This is a genomic window from Pseudomonas sp. Yb2C2, from assembly GCF_052112325.1.
In the GTDB taxonomy this organism is placed as follows: domain Bacteria; phylum Pseudomonadota; class Gammaproteobacteria; order Pseudomonadales; family Pseudomonadaceae; genus Aquipseudomonas; species Aquipseudomonas marginalis.
Genome location: NZ_JAVAJK010000025.1, coordinates 17,745 through 32,223 on the forward strand (window position 1 = coordinate 17,745; position 14,479 = coordinate 32,223).

Genomic DNA, 14,479 nt, shown 5'->3' on the forward strand with positions numbered 1-14,479 from the left:
TATGCTATTTTTTAATGATTAGCTTATAGCTGAAGGTAATTTAGAACCGGTCTGAATAGCGTTAGACGTTATCGATTGCAGCACGGGCTATTCACGCCACGTTCCTGCAACTATGCTTCACACACATCTTAATGACTGTTCTCTATGTGCGGCCCAAATGAAAATTGACGATATCGATGCCTTTGTCGAAGTGATTCGTTGCCAGTCCATCAGCCATGCCGCCGAGTCGTTGCAATTGACCCAGCCGGCCATTACCCGCCGCGTGCAGAACTTCGAGCAGGCGCTGGGCGTGGAGCTGTTCGACCGCAACACCAAACCCCTCAAGCCGACATTGATCGGCACCCGCGTCTATGAGCAGTGCCGGTTGATCCTGCGCGAGATGGATGCCCTGCGTGAGCTGGTGGCCACCGACGCACCGCCCACCGGCCTGCTGCGCCTGGGTGTGCCGCAGACCATCGGCGACGTGGTGCTGCTGGACGCGCTCAAGCACCTGCGCAGCGAATACCCCGACTTGCGTGCCCAGGTCGCCACCGGCTGGGGCAGCCAGTTGGTGGGCAAGATCGAACGCGGCGAACTGGACGCGGCGGCGGCGCTGTTCCCGGCAGGCAAGATCTTCCCGGACAACATCGTCGGCGAGTCCATCGGCAAGATGGAACTGGTGGTGGTCTGCGCCAAGGCCCAACTGCCGAAGAAACCCTGCAAGCTGGCCGATGTGTACCAGAACGGCTGGGTCCTCAACCCGGACGGCTGCGGCTTCCGTGCCGGGTTGCAGCGCACCTTGTCCGATCAGGGCCTGGCCCTGCGGGTCAACCTGGAGACCTTCGGCACCGAACTGCAACTGGGCCTGGTGGCCGACGGCCTGGGCTTGGGCCTGGTGCCACGGCCGTTGCTGGAACGCAGTGCGCACCGCGAGCAACTGGCGGTGATGCCGCTCAAGGATTTCAAGCCGGTGATGGATTTGTGGCTGATCTATCCGCACTTCCTGGGCAACCTGCAGGGGCCGGTGGATGCGTTTGGCAAGCGGGTGGCGGCGTCGCTGCATAAAGTCCGCGACGCCGCGTAAGCCTGTGGGAGGGGGCTTGCCCCCGATGACGGCCTCTGGGCCGACCATTTTTTTGGATTGGACCGGGTACATATCCATTGCCGCGGTAACGGCGGCTTAGGGTTCCGCCCTGACGGCGGCTCACTTTGGAAAAGCCCCAAAGTCCACCTGGGCTCTTGCCCCACCACTCGGCACCTCGCCCAGGCTCGGTGTGCCCGTAATCCGACAGTGATGTGGGGGGGCGCCGCCACGCGCCATCCATGGCGCGGGGCGGCTAAACCGGAATCCCTGCCGGTTTACCCCCCAAATCACTATCGGATTCCGGCCAGCGTGGTTAACGGGGCGCCTGAGATCAAGATCTAAAGCAAGATCAAGGGCGGCTCGCTTCGCATCGGTGTTAGCGTTGCGGGAGATACTCATGGCCATCGGGGGCAAGCCCCCTCTTATCAAACTTAAAATAACTGAATGATTTTAGGGGGTTAAAATTTCACCCTGAAGTCTTGAGTCTTGCCTGAACAATTTCAGGCGACCGCATTCTTGTGGCAAGCCCGCTCGCCACAGTTTGCTGCGCGACAGCGCTGCGTCGAAGAGGTTGTGGGATCTCCCACATTTGCCCTGTATTATTGGTACGATTTATATGAAAAAAAATAATAATTAGCTTAGATTAAAATGTGCTTTTTATTATTTTCGGCCATCCCCTAGGCTTGCCTGGAAGTCCTTAAGGCCATCCAGGAAGTTTTGCCATGAGCAGCGTCACCTCGATCACCAATCTCACCAGCAATGTTCGCCAGCGCGTTACCCCGCAAGAGTGGGAGGTGCGCGTCAAACTGGCCGCCGCTTATCGCCTGGCTGCCTTGTACAAGTGGACCGACCACATCTATACCCATTTCTCCGCCCGTGTACCGGGGCCGGAGGAGCATTTCCTGATCAACGCCTTCGGGTTGTTGTTCGATGAAATCAGTGCGTCCAACCTGGTCAAGGTCGACCTCGACGGCACTATCGTCGATGACCCTACCGGCCTGGGCATCAACTACGCCGGTTATGTGATCCACAGCGCGATCCACGGCGCACGCCATGACCTGCAGGCGGTGCTGCACACCCACACCCGCGACGGCATTGCGGTGTCGGCGCAGAAGGACGGCCTGCTGCCGATCTCCCAGCACTCCATTGGTTTTTCCGGGCGTGTGGCGTACCACGGGTATGAAGGCGTGGCCCTCGACCTGGACGAACGCGAGCGGCTGGTGGCGGACCTGGGTGACAAGAGCGTGATGATCCTGCGTAACCATGGCTTGTTGACCGCCGGCGTCAGCGTTGAACATGCATTTGTGCAGCTACAACAGTTGGAGCGCGCGTGCAATATCCAAGTGGCGGCGCAGGCGGCGGGGAATGCGGAGTTGATCTTCCCGCCGGCCGAAGTGGTGGAGAAAGTCGAACAACAGGCCAAGGTGTTTGCCAGTGGCGAAGGACCGGGGGTGGCGCGGCATTGGAATGCGCTGATTCGGCAGTTGGAGCGCAACGATACCGACTACAAGAACTGATCCTGAGCATAGTGAAGATCAAAATGTGGGAGGGGGCTTGCCCCGATAGCCATCAGTATCTACACAACTTCAGTAGGATGACGCGTAGCAGCTGTCGAGCCTTGGCGAGGCTGCGTTTGCGGCGCGTCTGACACACCGCCGACGCAGCCTCGCCAAGGCTCGACAGCTGCTACGCACGGGGCTCGGCTCAAGATGTGTAGATACCCATGCCCCGATGGCGGTGGATCAGTCAATTTATCTTTGACTGACACTCTGCCATCGGGGGCAAGCCTCTCCCACATGGGTTCTGTGTTGTTTGGTCAGGCGACTTTCTGCTCGCGTTCAGCAATCAGCTGCCGGGTGAGGGGGATCAACCGCTTGCCATAGTCGATCGCATCATTGAGCGGATCAAACCCACGGATCAGGAAGGTGGTGATACCGAGGTCGTAATAATCGACCAATGCCTCTGCCACCTGTTCGGCGGTCCCCACCAATGAGGTGGAGTTGCCCTGCGCCCCCAGCAACCCCGCAATCCCCGTCCACAGGCGCTTGTCCAGCCGCGAGCCCTGCGCCGCCGCCGCCAGCAACCGGCGCGAGCCTTCATTCGGCGGTTCACGCCGCACAAAGCCATTCTTCTCTGCCAACTCAGTGGCCTGTTGCAGGATGCTGTCGGCACGCGCCCACGCCAGTTCTTCGGTCTCGGCGAGGATCGGTCGCAGCGACAGGCTGAAGCGAATCGTACGCCCATGCCTGGCCGCTTCGGCGCGCACCTGGGTCACGATCTCGCGTACCTGCTCATAGGTTTCGCCCCACAGCGCGTACACATCGGCATGCTTGCCCGCCACTTCAATCGCGGCCTTGGAAGAGCCGCCAAAATACAGCGGGATATGCGGCTGCTGCGGCGACTTCACCGCGGAGTGCGCGCCTTCGACCTGGTAGTAGTTGCCGGCAAAGTCGAAGGGCTGATCGCTGGTCCATTCCTGGCGGACCACGCTCAGGTATTCATCGGTGCGCGCATAGCGTTCGTCCTTGCCGATATGGCTGCCATCGGCGCGCAGTTCGCGGTCGTCGCCGCCGGTGATGATATGCACGGCGGTGCGCCCGCCATTGAACACATCAAGGGTGGCGAACTGGCGGGCGGCCAGGGTGGGTTGGGCGAAGCCCGGACGGTGGGCGATCAGGAACTGCAGTTTTTTCGTCACGCTGGCGGCATGGGCGGCGATCAGCGTGCTGTCCGGGCTGTTGGAATGGAACGCCACCAGCGCGCGGTCGAAACCGGCGTCTTCGTGGGCGCGGGCCACGGTTTCCACGTAGTCCGGTTGCAGGGCAGGGCCGCTGCGTGGGTGGATCTCGGAAGCGTGGTGACCGCCGATATAGCCGATGAATTCAATGCTCATGGTCTGTCCTTGTCGAGTAGGGAGTGAGTACCTCCGCCGGGCAGGGGGTCGGTCATGCTCGTCCACGGTAGGGGCCGCGACAGCCTGTGTAAAATGCCGTTTGGTTCTAACCTAATTATTAAAATATAGAATCATATCTGTATGTAGTAATCAGTAAATTGCATTTTGCAGGTGTTGCTGACGCTAGATAACGTTGTGTTTTTTTTGGGCCTGAGGTCTGATGAGCGCCGAAAACGGCACCTCGAAGGTTAAGCAGTGATGCGGGCAGAACTTGCGCAATATGGCGGCATTACCGTCATGATTCCGGCCGCACTGATGATTGCTGTCTGGTTAAGGTATTCCACGCCGTGGGCATTGCGGGCCTGGATAATAACGCTGGGTATTACTTATTCGATCGTGGCGGCCAGCAAGTTGCTGTTTAAAGGTTGGGGCTTATCCTTCCAGCACTTGGATATTGCTGTAATAAGTGGCCATGCCATGAACACCTGTTTGATGGTCACGGTGGCAACGAGTTTGCTGGCCCGCCAGTTCAATCTGGCCTGGCGCTGGCCGGCGGCGTTGGTGGGGTTAGTGATAAGTATCGGGTTCAGTGCTTATTGTGTCGCGCCTTATATACATCCGCTGAATGAAGCCCTGGCCGGTGCCGCACTGGGTGCGACAGCGGCCAGTGTGTTCCTGTGGCGTATTGATGCCGCGCCCATCAAGGTATCCCCCGTGTTCATCGGCGGCGGGCTGGTGTTTTTGCTGGTCTGTGGGCTGGTGCCCAAGTACAACGCGGAGTGGCTGCTCAACCGCGTCGCAGTGACCCTCTCAGGTGCCGACCAGGCCCATCAGGAGCCTGCCTGGCGCCTGGAAACCGCGCACAGGAAGGCCGAGTAGGTCGCCAGGTCCAGCGCCAGGTTGCTTTCCACCATCAGCGCCAGCAGGGTGGTCTGCGCGTTGAACCGTTGCGCATTGCCACGGCGCCGCGCGCGTTTCATCTGCTGGAACAGCGCATGGGTGATCTGCTGGGGGGAGCTGCCACGCAACAGGTCCAGCCAATGGCCGATGGCCCGGGTGTTGCGCTGGTACTGCGCGCCCTGCACCGGTTCGGCAAACCCCTCGAACATCCCCGTCAGCCTGCGCAACGCATAGCCGCGTCTCAAGCCCGCCCACAGGCTCATGGCCGCTCCTCGGTGCCGCAGATATTGGCCAGCAGTTCGGCCGTCTTGACCTGCATGAACTGGCTGTCGCCGCGACTTTCTACGCACAGGCACACCGACAACGGGTCACTGACCTGCAACTTGAAGCGCCAGTCGGCGAACACCATGGAAAACCCGGCGCCGGACGCGTCGCTGTCCAGTGAGTTATCCGCATACAGCACCTGCAGGCGTTCGACGACATGGGTTGAATCATGCACTTCCACATGAATATTTCCCGAAGAAGGAAATAGGCCAATACGCTCTACCAATAACTTTGACGTGTTCATGGCCGTCCCCTGTCTGGTGCATTCAAATCGCACTTTATTATGGGGCGGTGCAAAAATACCGGAATGTTAGTTTTAGTCGGTCAATACCGGGATTGTTATTTTTTGTCTTGCGCGATAGATGGTCTCGGTTTGTAGGCTGTGGTCATAATTACTCGGTCGTTAGTTGCAGCTCATTAAATAAGGTCGTCCCTTTTGCCGAAGAATAAGTGTGCGGTGCGTGGGAGGTTGCCTTGTTCAAAAAGATATTGATTGTGTGCATCGGCAACATCTGCCGCAGCCCCACGGCGGAACACTTGCTGGGTGCTGCGCTTGCACCTTCCGGGATCCAGGTGAGTTCGGCGGGCCTGGCGGCCTTGCGTGACCATCCGCTGGAGCCCCTGGCCGGGCAGGTGCTGGCGGAGCACGGGCATGTGCCCCAGGTGCACAGGGCCCGGCAACTCGACGCCGGCGCCGTGAGTGAGGCCGACCTGATCCTGGTGATGGAACAACGGCACATCGACGGCGTGCTCGACCTCGCCCCCGAGGCGCGGGGCAAGGTGTTCCTGTTGGGCAAGTGGCAGCACGATCGCGAGATCACCGACCCCTATCGCCAGGGCAAGCCCGCCTTTGTGCAGGCCTATGCCTTGATCGAACAGGCCGCACAGGCCTGGGCCCAGCGCCTGGCGCGCTGACGCTCCCTCTTTAAACGATTGCAAGGACGAAGACGCGATTTATGTATTCACCCCAGAACGCTTCCCCTGAAAGCCCTCACCGTGACGAGATCGATGTGCTCGGCATGCTCGGCAACCTGATCGATCACAAATGGCTGATCGCCGGGATCACCGGCACCTGCATGCTGATCGGTGCCGCCTACGCCATTCTGTCGGCGCCGGTGTTCCAGGCGAATGCGTTGATCCAGGTGGAGCCGAAGAAGAACGACATGCTCGGTTTCTCCGACGTCAGCAGCCTGCTGGGCAAGGAATCGCCGGCGGTGACCGAGATCGAGCTGATCAAGTCGCGCACCATCATTGGCAAGACCGTCGATACCCTGGCGCTGGACATCATCATCACGCCCCAGCATTTTCCGTTGATCGGTGGCTTCCTCGCGCGGCGTTATGTGCCTGAACACAAGGGCGATGTTGCGCCGCCGCTGTTCGGTTTCAATCGCTACTCGGCGGGAGGCGAGGCCCTGGTGCTGAGCCGCTTGAACCTGCCGACGGCGTTGCTCGGGACCACCCTGGTACTGGTGGCCGGCGAGGCCCAGGCCTACACGTTATTTGATGAGGACGGCGTCGAGATCGCCGCAGGAAGCGTCGGCGTGCCGTTTGCCGCCGAGGGCGTCGAGGTGCTGGTCAAGGAGCTGCGGGCCAATCCGGGCGCGCATTTCAAGATCGTGCGCAAGCCGCGCCTGGACGCGGTGGCCGACTATCAGGACCTGCTGACGGTCATTGAGCGCGGTAAGGAGTCGGGCATTATCAGCCTGTCCCTGGAGAGCACGCGTCCGGGCCTGGCGGTGCGTACGCTGAATGAAATTTCCAACCTGTATGTGAAGCAGAACGTCGACCGTACCTCGGCCGAGGCGGCACAGAGCCTGTCGTTCCTCAATGACCAGTTGCCCCAGGTGCGGCGCGACCTGGAGAAGGCTGAGAACGCCTTGAACCGCTTCCAGACCCGCAGCAAATCCATCGACATCAGCCTCGAAGCCAAGGCCGTGCTCGACCAGGTGGTGGCCCTGGACACCGGCATCTCCGAACTCAAGCTGCAACAGGCCGAGATGGACCGCAAATTCACCCCCCAGCACCCGGCATATCGCGCCTTGATCGCCAAGCTGGCGGAACTCAATGCCAAGCAGGCGCAGATGACCAAGCGCGTCGAAGGCTTGCCCACGACCCAGCAGGAATTGCTCAGCCTGACCCGCGACGTGCAAGTGGGCACCGAGATCTACACCCAGTTGCTCAACCGCTCCCAGGAACTCGACGTGATGCGCGCCGGCACCGTGGGCAACGTGCGCCTGATCGACAGTGCCGACGTCAACCTGGCCAAGCCTGTGGCGCCGCGCAAGGTCATCGTGGTGCTGCTGGCGATGCTGCTCGGCGGCATGCTCTCGGTAGGCATCGTGCTGGTACGCAGCCTGCTCAACCGTGGCCTGGAAAGCCCGGATGAGATCGAGAAACTCGGCCTGCCGGTGTACGCCTCGATCCCCTTCAGCCTGTTGCAAAAGGCCGAGGAAACCAACGCGGCCAAGGGGCGTTCCGGCGCGCCGTCGCTGCTGGCGGTCAATCACCCCCATGACCTGGTGATGGAAGCCATGCGCAGCCTGCGCACCAGCCTGCACTTCGCCATGCTCGAGGCCAGGAACAACCGCCTGATGATCACCGGCCCGAGCCCGGAGGTGGGCAAGACGTTTGTCTCGGCCAACCTGGCGGCGATTGTCGCGCAGTCGGGCCAGCGCGTGCTGTTGATCGATGCCGACATGCGCAAGGGCTACTTGCACAAGATGCTCGGCAAGGCGGTGGAGGCGGGGTTGTCCGACCTGCTCGCCAAGCGCTGTGATCTGCAGGAAGCGATTCACCCGACCGCCGTGGAGCGCTTCGATTTCATCGGCCGTGGGCAGATCCCGCCCAACCCGTCTGAACTGCTGATGCACCCCAACTTCGCCGCGTTGCTGGCCGAAGTCAGCGAGCGCTATGACCTGGTGATCATCGACACGCCGCCATTGCTAGCGGTGACCGACGCCGCGATTGTCGGGCGCCAGGCCGGCACCAGCCTGATGGTCACCCGTTTTGGCGTGAACTCGGCGAAGGAGATCGAGTTGACCCTGCGCCGCTTCCATCAGAACGGCATCGAGCTCAAGGGTGCGATCTTCAATGGTGTGGAAAAACGCCGGTCCGCCAGCTACGGCTATGGCGACTACGGCTACTACAGCTACGCCTATCAGTCCGACAAGGCCTGATGACCATGAGCAAAGTGCTTGAAATGCCGCGCTCGTTGTCGCGACGGTTTCGCCTCAACGTGCTGAGCTACGGCTACACCCAACTGGTGACGCTGGCGGCGCAACTGGTGCTGGTGCCGTTCTTCCTGCACGCCTGGGGCACCGGGCGCTATGCCGATTGGCTGGTGCTCACCGGCATTCCGTCGATGCTCAGCCTGCTGGACCTGGGGGTGGCCCAGGCGTCGGCCACCAGCGCCACGCTGCGTGCGAGCCAGGGCGATGTGCCGGGGGCGCGACGCAGTGTGCAGACCGCGCTGGCCTTTACCCTGGCGGTGGTGGCGCTGGTGCTGGTATTCGCCCTGACATTGGGCCAGTGGCTCGACTGGGTGTCACTGCTCGGGCTCAAGACCTTGACCGCCGAGCAAGCCGGCCTGGTGGTGTTGTTCATGTCCGGCTACCTGTGCACGCGCTTGCTGGGTGGGCCGATCGACGCCTGGTTTCGCACCATCGACAGAACCGTCGGCGGCGTCTTCATCATGGCCAACCGCAGGACCCTGGACATTGTGCTGTCCATCGTCGTACTGCTGCTGGGTGGCTCCGAACTGCAATTGGCCCAGGGCATGTTTTTCAGCCAGGTGCTGTTCCTGGTGCTGGTGACCCTGTTTGTGCGGCGGATTTCACCCTGGCCGCTGCTGGGGCTGGCGTCGGCGTCCTGGGCCGAGTTCCGTGGTATCTGGAAACCGGCGCTGGGCAGCGCGGCGATCCCGCTGGCGCAGGCGATCACCCTGCAAGGCGGCCTGCAAGTGCTCAACCAGATCGCCGGCCCGGCGGTGGTGGTGGGTTACACCATGGCGCGCACCCTGATGCGCCTGATCATCCAGTTGGGCATCACCTGCAGCAACGCCCTGACCCCGGAGATCTCACGGCTGGCCGGGCGCGGCGAGTTCGAACAGGCACGACGCTTTACCCAGCGCGCCAGCTCCCTGGTACTGGGCCTGTGCCTGCTGGTGTATGTCGCCGGGATCTGGGCCGGGCCGCAGGTCATCCTGCTGTGGAGCCATGGCCTGGTGCAGGTCGATCGCCTGTCATTGGCGCTGATCGGCTCCCATACGATTTTGAATGTGGCCTGGTTCATCCTCGCGGCGATGCTGATTTCCACCAATCGCCACACCCTCACCTCAGTGATCTATGCCGTAAGCAGCGTGATGGCCTTGCTGCTGTGGCTGGCATGCAAGGAGCACATCGATCCGCTGCTGGGCGCGTCGCTGTTGCTGTCGCTGCCGGAACTGGTGGTGTTGGTGTACCTGCGGGTGATTCGCGTGGGGGAGGTCGGCCCATGATGCTGTCCCAGGCGCGCCTGACCCTCTACCTGCCGCTGACGTTCTTCGCCTTGCCCCTGGCGCTGAGCAACAACCTCTCGCAACCGGTGGCGCTGCTGCTGTTGCTGCCGTTCGTGGTGTACGCGGCGCGTGGCTTTACCCGCGCGCTGCCATTGCTGGCGCTGGTGGTCGCGTCCAGTGTGTTGCAGGTATTGGTGAGCAGTGGGGCGAATATCTCGCTGTACCAGTTCCTGCGTTCCGGCATTCCGTTTTTCTATTTTGTGCTGCTGCTGGCCGGGTACAGCTATGTGTTGGCCAATGTGGAAAAAATCGCGCTGGCCCATAGCGTCAACTACCGGCGCATCCTCGAACGCATCATCTACATCTTCGCCCTTGGCCAGTTGCTGCAGGTCAGCCTGTATGGCGTGGGCATCGACCTGACCAACGCCGCGTCCAAGTCCAGCGACGAAGTCGGGCGGATCATGTTGTTTCCCACCAGCTCGGCGGTGCTGCTGTTTTTCTATGCCTGTTGCCAGCGCAGGGTCGGCTTGATGCTGATCCTCGCGGTCACGTTGCTGGCGGCCGGGTCCAAGACCATCCTCGCGGCGATGGCGGTGATGATCCTGTTGTCGGCGATTACCCAGCGCAAGCTCAAGTCGTTGGCGGTGCTGGTGGTGGCCATCGGCGCGCTGGGCACGCTGACGTTCTATGCCAGCCCCTTGGCGGTGTCGCGCTTTGCCACTTACCTGTTCGAGGAGAAGGGCGAGGACGTAACCCGTGCGTTCGAGATCGCCCATGCCAAGGAGTCGTTTCTCGACAACCCGGCCACGGTGTTCCTGGGCAATGGCCTGGCCAAGCAATTGACCCCCGGCGTGCCCACCAATGACGAGCGCTGGTTCGAGAACTCCAAGTTCGATATCGAGAACGGCTACTGGGGCGTGACCGCCAAGCTGGGGGTGCTCGGCGTGGCGCTGTTTTGCCTGCTGTTCAGCGGGTTGCCGCGCAGCCCGGTATCCCTGGCCGTGGTGGCGATCCTGCTGATTTTCTCGTTCAAGACCAGCTACCAGTTCTTCACCACGTTCGATGGCAGCTACCTGCTGGTGTGGTCGATGTTCATCGGCCTGCTCAACAAGGCTGCGCCTGCACGCCAGGCGGTTTACCCCAATTACTTACTGAAACAGGCTGGATCATGAACGCACCTGCTAGCCCCATCAGGGCCGGGATACTGACGTACCACTTCAGCGAAAACTTCGGCGCGGTGCTGCAAGCCTATGCCCTGCAGCGCTGGTTGCAGCAACAGGGCTTGCAGGTAAGCCTGATCAACTACCACCCGGCCTACGTGGAGGATGGCAGCGAGATTCGCCAGCTGTTCAACCCGCGCCAGCTCAAGGCCAACCTCAAGGCCCTGTACCTCAAGGCCCTGGCGTTGAAAACCCGGGTGCTGGGGCCGAATGCCCAGTCGCGCCAGTTCCACGCGTTCAAGACGCGCTTCCTGAATATCCAGGCGCCGCGCTACGCCCACGCCCACCAGCTCAACCAGGCGGTGGCCGGCCAGCAGTTGCTGGTGGCCGGCAGTGACCAGATCTGGAACCCCTCGGGCCAGACCGGCCTCGACCCGGCGTACTTCCTGGCCTTCGACTGCGACAAGGCGATCCGGCGCATTTCCTACGCCGCGAGTTTCGGCAAGGAATACCTGGAGCCGCAGTACCACGCCGAAGCCGAGGGCCTGCTCAAGCAACTGTCGGCGATCAGTGTGCGCGAGGAGAGCGGGGTGAGCATCGTGCAACAGGTCTCGGGGCTGGCCGCCCAGTGCGTGCCGGACCCGACGCTGTTGCACCGCGACTATTCGGCTCTGCTCGCCACGTCCACCCAGACCCGCACCGGCCACGTGTTCTGCTATGCGCTGCGCACCGGCGTGGGCGTGCGCGAAGTGGCCCAGGCGTTGTCACGGCAGGTGGCCGGGCCGATTGTCTCGCCGTATAACGCGCACCGGCGCTGGCGGCAGATCGGCGAGACCGTGCAGGTGGGCCCGCAGGATTGGCTCAAGTTGCTCAAGGAGAGCGCCTACGTGGTGACCAACTCCTTCCACGCCACGGTGTTCGCGATCATTTTCGAGAAGCCGTTTATCGCCGTGGGGTTACCGGGCAACAAGGCCTCGCTGAACGCCCGTGTGCGCAACCTGCTGGAAAAGCTGGAGCTGTCGCAACGCTTCCTGCCGGCAGACGATGCCGACCAGGTGCACGCCTTGATCGCGGCGCCCATCGACTGGGTGGCGGTGCGGGCCCGGCGCCAGGCGCTGCAACAGGTGGGCGAGCGCTACCTGCTGGAACAACTGGCGGCGCTGCGGCCATGAGCGACTTCGCGCAACTCAAGTACGTCGACACCCTGCCGCGCAGCAACAAGGCGCGCCGGCTGTTGTGGGGCATGGTCTATCAGTTGCTGTTTCGTCCTACGCCGCGCTGGATGCTGCACAACTGGCGGCGTTGGTTGCTGCGCTGCTTTGGCGCCAAGGTCGGCGTGGGCTGCCGCATCGCGCCCACGTGCAGCATCTGGGCGCCGTGGAACCTGGAGATCGGCGACTACACCGCCATCGGCGATGGGGTCGATGTGTACGCCATGGCCAAAATCACGCTGGGCTCCAAAGTCACCATCAGCCAGCGCAGCTTCCTGTGCACCGGCAGCCACGACACCCGCAGCCTGCTGCGGCCCTTGGTGACTCGCGAGATCGTGATCAAGGACCACGTGTGGGTCGCCGCCGAGGCCTTTATCCACCCCGGTTGTGTGTTGGAGGAGGGCTGCGTGGTCGGCGCGCGGTCGGTGGTCACGGCCAGCCAGCCGGCCTGGATGATTTGCGTCGGTGCGCCGTGCCGCCCCCTCAAAACGAGAGACATCGCACTATGAAACAGGTGAAACCCATGATGGATAAGGCATGGAAGTTGATGTATTTCGTCAGCGAGTTCTTTCGCGACATGCTCACGTTTATTCGCCACAACGGTTACTCGCCGTTGGAAAGCCGCAACAAGAAGCTGTTCTACAAAATCCTCATCGAAACCCACACCGTGGAAAAGGGCCTGTCCCTCAAGGAACCCAAGCCGCTGTTCGGCAAGGACAAGATCAACGGCATCATCCATATGCTCAACGAATACGACCGCACGTATTCGGCGCTGCCGGTGGAGATGGCCCTCGGCGCGTTCCAGGGTTACCTCGAGCTGCACCGCACCCTCGGCATCAGCGACGACTTCGTGTTTTACCTGGATGCTTATGTGGAGCACCTCAAGCGCGACGGCACCGCCGGCAGCGGTGGTATCAAGCGTGCTGCGCCGTGGCTGGGCAATGGCGGGCTGGATGCCAAGGCGTTCCTGCAATCGCGCTCCAGTTGCCGCATGTTCCAGGCCGGCAAGATCGACAGTGGCCTGCTGACGTCCCTGGTGGAATTGGCGCAGTCGTCACCTTCGCAATGCAACCGGCAGTCGTCGCGGGTGCATGTGTATCAGGACCGCGCGGTGATCGCGCAGCTGCTGGAGCTGCAAGGCGGCTCGCGCGGGTTTGCGCAGTCGGTGGACAACCTGTTTGTGGTCACGTCCGAAGTCACCGCCTGGGGCGGCGCCGGGCAGCGCAACCAGCTTTACGTCGACGGTGCGTTGTTTTCCATGGGCCTGCTGCTGGCCTGCCACGCCAATGGCCTGGGCGCGTGCCCGCTGAACCTGGCGATCCTCAATTCGGTGGAAAAGAAGATCCGTGGCATCGGCGCCATCCCGGCCAGCGAGCGGTTGATCATGATGATCGCCGTGGGGCTGCCCCTGGAAAGCCACTTCCGGGCCGCGCGTTCACCGCGCCGGCTCACCACCGAAGTCCTGCAGATGCACGGTGGCTGATATGAAGCGCGAAACCGTCAGTGTGATCATCCTCACCTACAACGAAAGCCTGCATATCGCCCGGGCCATCGAGTCGGTACGGGCCTTCAGCGACGAAGTGCTGGTGGTCGATTCGTTTTCCACCGACGACACCTGCGACATCGCCCGGCGCCATGGCGCGCTGGTGGTGCAGCACGCCTTCGTCAACCAGGCCAAGCAGTTCCAGTGGGCGCTGGATCACCTGCCGATTACCGGCAACTGGACGATGCGCCTGGACGCCGACGAAATCATCGAGGCCGACCTTGCCGCCGCGATCAATACCCGGCTGCCGACCCTGGCCCGCGACATCACCGGCATCAACTTCAAGCGCAAGCATATCTTCATGGGGCGCTGGGTGCGCCATGGCGGCCGCTACCCGTTGAAGATGCTGCGGCTGTGGCGCACCGGCCAGGGGCGCATGGAGGACCGTTGGATGGACGAGCACATCTCGGTCGCCGAGGGCCGCACCATCACCCTCGACGGCGGGTTTGCCGACCATAACCTGCATGACTTGACCTTCTTCACCCACAAGCACAACCAGTACGCCACCCGCGAAGCGATTGAAGTGCTTAACGCGCGGCTGGGGCTGTTTGCGATACGCGATGAACTGCATGCCGGGCAGAGTTCGTTCCAGGCCAAGGCCAAGCGCCTGGTCAAGAACCGCGTGTACAACCGCGTGCCGTTCACCCTCAGTTCCACCGCGTATTTCCTGTGGCGCTACATCATCCAGCTGGGGTTTCTCGATGGCCGCAGTGGCCTGGTCTATCACCTGCTCCAGGGCTATTGGTACCGCTTTCTGGTGGGCGCCAAAGTGCTCGAACTGGAAACCGCGATTGCGCACTTAAACGATAAGGAAGCCATTGTCCGGGAACTCTCAAAGTTGACCGGCCATAACTTGAACCTGCCCACACCGAAGTAACTGAGCGTTTTTA

At 61.8% G+C, this 14,479-nt stretch carries 14 protein-coding genes; 11 read left to right on the forward strand and 3 right to left on the reverse strand.

The window, feature by feature from the left end; translation table 11 throughout:
• The first annotated feature begins 157 nt into the window (after positions 1-157).
• Together Q8X51_RS26980 and Q8X51_RS26985 are read left to right on the forward strand one after the other, a co-directional pair.
• Positions 158-1,063, forward strand: coding sequence for a LysR family transcriptional regulator (locus tag Q8X51_RS26980; RefSeq protein ID WP_027608694.1), 906 nt, complete (start codon positions 158-160; stop codon positions 1,061-1,063).
• A gap of 722 nt (positions 1,064-1,785) precedes the next feature.
• Positions 1,786-2,580: a class II aldolase/adducin family protein gene (locus Q8X51_RS26985; protein ID WP_074847032.1), complete on the forward strand. Its 795-nt coding sequence runs from the start codon at positions 1,786-1,788 to the stop codon at positions 2,578-2,580.
• A 299-nt stretch (positions 2,581-2,879) separates the two neighbouring features.
• Here the strand turns inward: Q8X51_RS26985 and Q8X51_RS26990 are convergent, their stop codons facing one another.
• Positions 2,880-3,956 carry an LLM class flavin-dependent oxidoreductase gene (locus Q8X51_RS26990; RefSeq protein ID WP_407694847.1) on the reverse strand — a complete coding sequence of 359 codons (1,077 nt, stop codon included), beginning with the start codon at positions 3,954-3,956 and terminating at the stop codon, positions 2,880-2,882.
• 258 nt (positions 3,957-4,214) lie between these two features.
• Between Q8X51_RS26990 and Q8X51_RS26995 the strand changes: the two genes are divergently transcribed.
• Positions 4,215-4,835 carry a hypothetical protein gene (locus Q8X51_RS26995; protein WP_428977862.1) on the forward strand — a complete coding sequence of 207 codons (621 nt, stop codon included), beginning with the start codon at positions 4,215-4,217 and terminating at the stop codon, positions 4,833-4,835.
• On the opposite strand, the gene Q8X51_RS27000 is transcribed toward Q8X51_RS26995, so the two are convergent.
• Entirely contained in the window at positions 4,787-5,119 is a 333-nt protein-coding gene (locus tag Q8X51_RS27000; protein WP_065925155.1) for a hypothetical protein, read from the reverse strand. The two genes, Q8X51_RS26995 and Q8X51_RS27000, sit on opposite strands and share 49 nt — an antisense overlap.
• Positions 5,116-5,424, reverse strand: coding sequence for a phosphomannomutase (locus Q8X51_RS27005; protein ID WP_235865593.1), 309 nt, complete (start codon positions 5,422-5,424; stop codon positions 5,116-5,118). Before Q8X51_RS27005 ends, Q8X51_RS27000 begins: the two co-directional genes overlap by 4 nt.
• 230 nt (positions 5,425-5,654) lie before the next feature.
• Here Q8X51_RS27005 and Q8X51_RS27010 point away from each other — a divergent pair, with 230 nt between their 5' ends.
• Genes Q8X51_RS27010 through Q8X51_RS27045 form a run of 8 tightly spaced genes read left to right on the forward strand, consistent with a single transcriptional unit; the run spans position 5,655 to position 14,466 of the window.
• On the forward strand, positions 5,655-6,095 hold the full coding sequence (locus Q8X51_RS27010; RefSeq protein WP_065925156.1) for a low molecular weight protein-tyrosine-phosphatase: 441 nt from the start codon (positions 5,655-5,657) through the stop codon (positions 6,093-6,095).
• A gap of 41 nt (positions 6,096-6,136) precedes the next feature.
• On the forward strand, positions 6,137-8,356 hold the full coding sequence (locus Q8X51_RS27015) for a polysaccharide biosynthesis tyrosine autokinase (RefSeq protein ID WP_407694846.1): 2,220 nt from the start codon (positions 6,137-6,139) through the stop codon (positions 8,354-8,356).
• 5 nt (positions 8,357-8,361) lie between these two features.
• The gene (locus tag Q8X51_RS27020; protein WP_074847030.1) at positions 8,362-9,675 is read left to right on the forward strand and encodes a lipopolysaccharide biosynthesis protein; all 1,314 of its coding nucleotides are present in this window, start codon (positions 8,362-8,364) and stop codon (positions 9,673-9,675) included.
• Positions 9,672-10,847 carry an O-antigen ligase family protein gene (locus tag Q8X51_RS27025; protein WP_407694845.1) on the forward strand — a complete coding sequence of 392 codons (1,176 nt, stop codon included), beginning with the start codon at positions 9,672-9,674 and terminating at the stop codon, positions 10,845-10,847. The genes Q8X51_RS27020 and Q8X51_RS27025 overlap by 4 nt, the downstream gene beginning before the upstream one ends.
• Positions 10,844-12,007 carry a polysaccharide pyruvyl transferase family protein gene (locus Q8X51_RS27030; RefSeq protein ID WP_407694844.1) on the forward strand — a complete coding sequence of 388 codons (1,164 nt, stop codon included), beginning with the start codon at positions 10,844-10,846 and terminating at the stop codon, positions 12,005-12,007. The genes Q8X51_RS27025 and Q8X51_RS27030 overlap by 4 nt, the downstream gene beginning before the upstream one ends.
• Positions 12,004-12,555, forward strand: coding sequence for an acetyltransferase (locus tag Q8X51_RS27035; RefSeq protein ID WP_065925161.1), 552 nt, complete (start codon positions 12,004-12,006; stop codon positions 12,553-12,555). The genes Q8X51_RS27030 and Q8X51_RS27035 overlap by 4 nt, the downstream gene beginning before the upstream one ends.
• A 14-nt stretch (positions 12,556-12,569) precedes the next feature.
• A complete protein-coding gene (locus Q8X51_RS27040; RefSeq protein WP_159440249.1) occupies positions 12,570-13,529 on the forward strand; it encodes a nitroreductase family protein in 960 nt (319 codons plus the stop codon).
• Position 13,530: 1 nt separating this feature from the next.
• The gene (locus Q8X51_RS27045) at positions 13,531-14,466 is read left to right on the forward strand and encodes a glycosyltransferase family 2 protein (RefSeq protein ID WP_027608682.1); all 936 of its coding nucleotides are present in this window, start codon (positions 13,531-13,533) and stop codon (positions 14,464-14,466) included.
• Positions 14,467-14,479 lie beyond the last annotated feature (13 nt).

Coding starts and splice junctions, on each gene's coding strand:
- Q8X51_RS26980 (WP_027608694.1), top strand. CDS start 158: ATGAAAATTGACGATATCGATGCCTTTGTCGAAGTGATTCGTTGCCAG.
- Q8X51_RS26985 (WP_074847032.1), top strand. CDS start 1,786: ATGAGCAGCGTCACCTCGATCACCAATCTCACCAGCAATGTTCGCCAG.
- Q8X51_RS26990 (WP_407694847.1), bottom strand. CDS start 3,956: ATGAGCATTGAATTCATCGGCTATATCGGCGGTCACCACGCTTCCGAG.
- Q8X51_RS26995 (WP_428977862.1), top strand. CDS start 4,215: ATGCGGGCAGAACTTGCGCAATATGGCGGCATTACCGTCATGATTCCG.
- Q8X51_RS27000 (WP_065925155.1), bottom strand. CDS start 5,119: ATGAGCCTGTGGGCGGGCTTGAGACGCGGCTATGCGTTGCGCAGGCTG.
- Q8X51_RS27005 (WP_235865593.1), bottom strand. CDS start 5,424: ATGAACACGTCAAAGTTATTGGTAGAGCGTATTGGCCTATTTCCTTCT.
- Q8X51_RS27015 (WP_407694846.1), top strand. CDS start 6,137: ATGTATTCACCCCAGAACGCTTCCCCTGAAAGCCCTCACCGTGACGAG.
- Q8X51_RS27020 (WP_074847030.1), top strand. CDS start 8,362: ATGAGCAAAGTGCTTGAAATGCCGCGCTCGTTGTCGCGACGGTTTCGC.
- Q8X51_RS27025 (WP_407694845.1), top strand. CDS start 9,672: ATGATGCTGTCCCAGGCGCGCCTGACCCTCTACCTGCCGCTGACGTTC.
- Q8X51_RS27030 (WP_407694844.1), top strand. CDS start 10,844: ATGAACGCACCTGCTAGCCCCATCAGGGCCGGGATACTGACGTACCAC.
- Q8X51_RS27035 (WP_065925161.1), top strand. CDS start 12,004: ATGAGCGACTTCGCGCAACTCAAGTACGTCGACACCCTGCCGCGCAGC.
- Q8X51_RS27040 (WP_159440249.1), top strand. CDS start 12,570: ATGATGGATAAGGCATGGAAGTTGATGTATTTCGTCAGCGAGTTCTTT.
- Q8X51_RS27045 (WP_027608682.1), top strand. CDS start 13,531: ATGAAGCGCGAAACCGTCAGTGTGATCATCCTCACCTACAACGAAAGC.